At 44.7% G+C, this 3,223-nt stretch carries 4 protein-coding genes; all 4 read left to right on the forward strand.

Features of this window, described 5'->3' with window-relative positions:
• Positions 1–29 precede the first annotated feature (29 nt).
• The 4 genes from KIV40_RS12890 to KIV40_RS12905 are packed head-to-tail and all read left to right on the forward strand — an operon-like array spanning position 30 to position 3,020.
• Positions 30–296, forward strand: coding sequence for a hypothetical protein (locus KIV40_RS12890; RefSeq protein ID WP_285349566.1), 267 nt, complete (start codon positions 30–32; stop codon positions 294–296).
• Complete coding sequence (tadF, locus tag KIV40_RS12895; RefSeq protein ID WP_012128777.1) at positions 296–820, forward strand: tight adherence pilus pseudopilin TadF; 525 nt, start codon at positions 296–298, stop codon at positions 818–820. Before KIV40_RS12890 ends, tadF begins: the two co-directional genes overlap by 1 nt.
• Before the next feature lie 2 nt (positions 821–822).
• Positions 823–2,331: a pilus assembly protein gene (locus KIV40_RS12900; protein WP_285349567.1), complete on the forward strand. Its 1,509-nt coding sequence runs from the start codon at positions 823–825 to the stop codon at positions 2,329–2,331.
• 5 nt (positions 2,332–2,336) lie between these two features.
• A complete protein-coding gene (locus KIV40_RS12905) occupies positions 2,337–3,020 on the forward strand; it encodes an OmpA family protein (protein ID WP_285349568.1) in 684 nt (227 codons plus the stop codon).
• The last annotated feature ends 203 nt before the right edge of the window (positions 3,021–3,223 follow it).

Raw genomic sequence — 3,223 nt, forward strand, 5'->3', positions numbered from 1 at the left:
AGGCTCAATGAGTATCACTGGATTCGGCGATGAAGGACGGAGGAGCATTATGGACGTCACTCGTTCCTGCTGAAAACTTTGAAGTGTCTGGTCGGTACTATTTGACATACGCCGATCTAATTTCAGGTACCAGTTATTCTGATGCCGAGATGGGAGAGGGCGATCAAGGGTATGCAATCGCTGAAATTACATTGACTTATAACTACACGCCAATTTTGAACGTATTTTCCAACGATGTTATCCCGATTACTAAAAGCACACTGATCAACCTAGAACATGAAGGTTGGGAGGAGTGATGATGAAAATACGATCCCGACAAAAAGGTGTTTTTGCGATTGAGCTATTTTTTGTTTTGATTGCTCTCATCAGCATCTTTTATTTCATGACGGACATTAGTGACAAGTTATTAGCTCGTGCTCAACTTGATCGTGGGAGTTTTGCGCTAGCTAATATCCTTAAAGAGCGAAGTCGTTATTACGACGAGAGATTACCTTTAAACGCAAGTGATGAAACGGACATGCAGACACTTGCGTCACGTCTACTTGATACGACACCAGGCAGCGTCGCTATCAAAATTGAAGCATTGCACAATAAGACGACGTTAAATGCTTTTGAAAGTAACGAGTACAAAAACCTCGGCTGTGAGGCTGCGGGGTTAGATACGAAGTCAGAGTTAGCACCCGTTGAGAATGGCGTGATTTTCTCTTTGTATCAAGTAACGCTTTGTCAGCAAGAAAACTCTTGGTTTACCCAGCTTTGGGGGAATTCAGGCGCATCCACGATGACAATCACATCCAGTTCTGTTGTGGTGGGGAGGTAACAATGAATTTCACTATTAAGCAACGAGCTCCAATTCATTCTGGTCGTAGTCAAAAAGGGATTGCGGCAGTTTGGTTCGCACTGAGTTTAGTGCCTGTTTTTGGTATGACATTTTTCGCCGTAGAGGGGACGCGTTATATCCAAGAGACAAGTCGACTGAGAGACGCAGCGCAAACTGCTGCATTGGCCATTACGATAGACGACAAGTCGAACCAAGCGGATGCATTGGCGACGATGTACATCAATGACTATGTGCGTGATATTTCCCATGTTGATATTCAAACGGTTAGGACGTACGAAGAGCCAACAGAAGACAACGATAATACGGAAAAAATCCAATATTCCGTGCAAGCGGTTACCACTCACAACTCGTGGTTTGCCAGTAACTCAATCCCTTCCTTTGAGACTCAGGAGAAACTCGCTGGACAAGCCGTTGCAGCGAAATATCCTTTTTATTTAGGAGACAAAATCATTGATCTGGTTTTGGTGACTGACTTTTCCGGGTCGATGAACAACAGCTGGGATGGCGAAATTAAAATTGATCTCCTCAAGGATGCGGTTAAGCAAATTTCAAATCGTATCTTAGTTCCGCGAGAAGGCGAGAGTGAGGTACTGAATCGTATTGCCATTATTCCATTTAACCTGCGAGTACAAGAGAAGATAAATGACAATCTCTATTCTACCAGTCAGTTAAGGTACAAAGGTAACTACCGCAAAAGCGTCTCTTCAGTGAAGTATGAGCAGGTAAATTGGGACTATTGGTCTCCTTACTCTGAAGAAGCTGTGGAGGAATGTGCCAACAAACGCACCGACTGCCCAAACAAAAAAAGTTGGGAGCGGGACCAAGCGAAGCGAGTCGCAGATGTGGTGAATATCAACAATAACCGTTTGGAGATCCCTGACTATGTCGGTTACTCAAAATCGGTTAGACACATGTTTGACGATAAAGTCGCGAATAACAATTTGACCTTTCATTTTAGATCGAACAACAACAAGCTTTATAACTCCAGTATGACGCGGACTGGTAATTCGGGCTTTTATACCATTCCATTGACTGCCAATAAAGCAAACCTCGACAAGATGCAAACCATGAGCTCTGGTGGGAACACGGCTGCCTATCAAGGTATGTTGCGTGGATTGCAAATCATGGAAGCAGGTCGGCCGAACGGTGGAAGCGAGGAAGAAACGGAGCAATACAATGACCGTCTAAAAATGCTGATAGTAATCAGTGACGGTATGGAGTACCCATACACGGAAATCTTGCCCGGTTTAGTAAACAAAGGAATGTGCGATAAAGCGCGTGAGCACTTCCAAACCGAGAACGGTAATTTGTACATTGGCGTCATTGGCGTGAACTTCAGTGCATCTTCGCAAAGCGGTTTCCAAGATTGTGTGTTGAATCCGGATGAAGACATCATCGATGTAACAGAGACGGAAGACTTCATTAAGAAAATCGAAGAACTAATTCAGAAAGGATCTGGTGGTAATGGTGTATCGAGACTATATGGGTGAGAGATATGACCAAAACAATGCTAATTACAGGGATGCTGGTGGCCGGTTTCACGACCGTTAGTGCGAATGCCAGTGAAGTCAGTTCAGAAGTGACCGAATACTGCGGGACGTCTTATTATGAATACTCGCACTCCATTCAGGTTGGCGAGGTGACGGGGGTGGCATCGCATCGTGATGGCTATTTGCAAGTAACGGATGTGAGTAATGACCCCGCACTGAAGTGGGCGCTGATGAAGAACTCATCACTGCTCACCAACCCGAATGATTGCCTGACGTATATCTCGAATTTGGGTATCGCGCAATTCAGTGGTGAAGTCACGGATAAGGGTAAATTGATTGCACGGGTTCACTTCGCGTTCGATCGTTTTAACCTCACACCGCTCGCGAGAGATGTCTTGAGCAGTGTTGCTCGTCAGCTTGCTCAAACGGAATATCAAGTCACCGTGGAAGGGCATACTGACTGGATAGGCACCAAAGCCTATAACCAAACCTTGGGTCATAATCGAGCCAAAAGCACTGCTCGTGAACTGCACTATTACGGGGTGAGCGAACAGAAAACCACGCTTAAATCCTTTGGTGAATCTGAACCGATTGCCACCAACAATACTTCTTCGGGTCGTTCTAAAAATCGTAGAGCAGATGTTTACATTCCAGCTGATGAACAGGAAAAACCACCAGCAACGGAATAGGTGACAACTACTGGAACGATGGAACTAAAAACGCCCGCCGCCAATTGGAAGCGGGCGTTGTACTCTTATCTTTATCTTTATCTTTATCTTTATCTTTATCTTTATCTTTATCTTAGCGATGCGCTTACATCATGCCAGTCACAATGCCTGCCGCGACAAAGAATACAATCATCCAAAGCACCGACAAGTTAAGTTTCTTATGT

The sequence above is a fragment of the Vibrio sp. D173a genome (genome assembly GCF_030248475.1).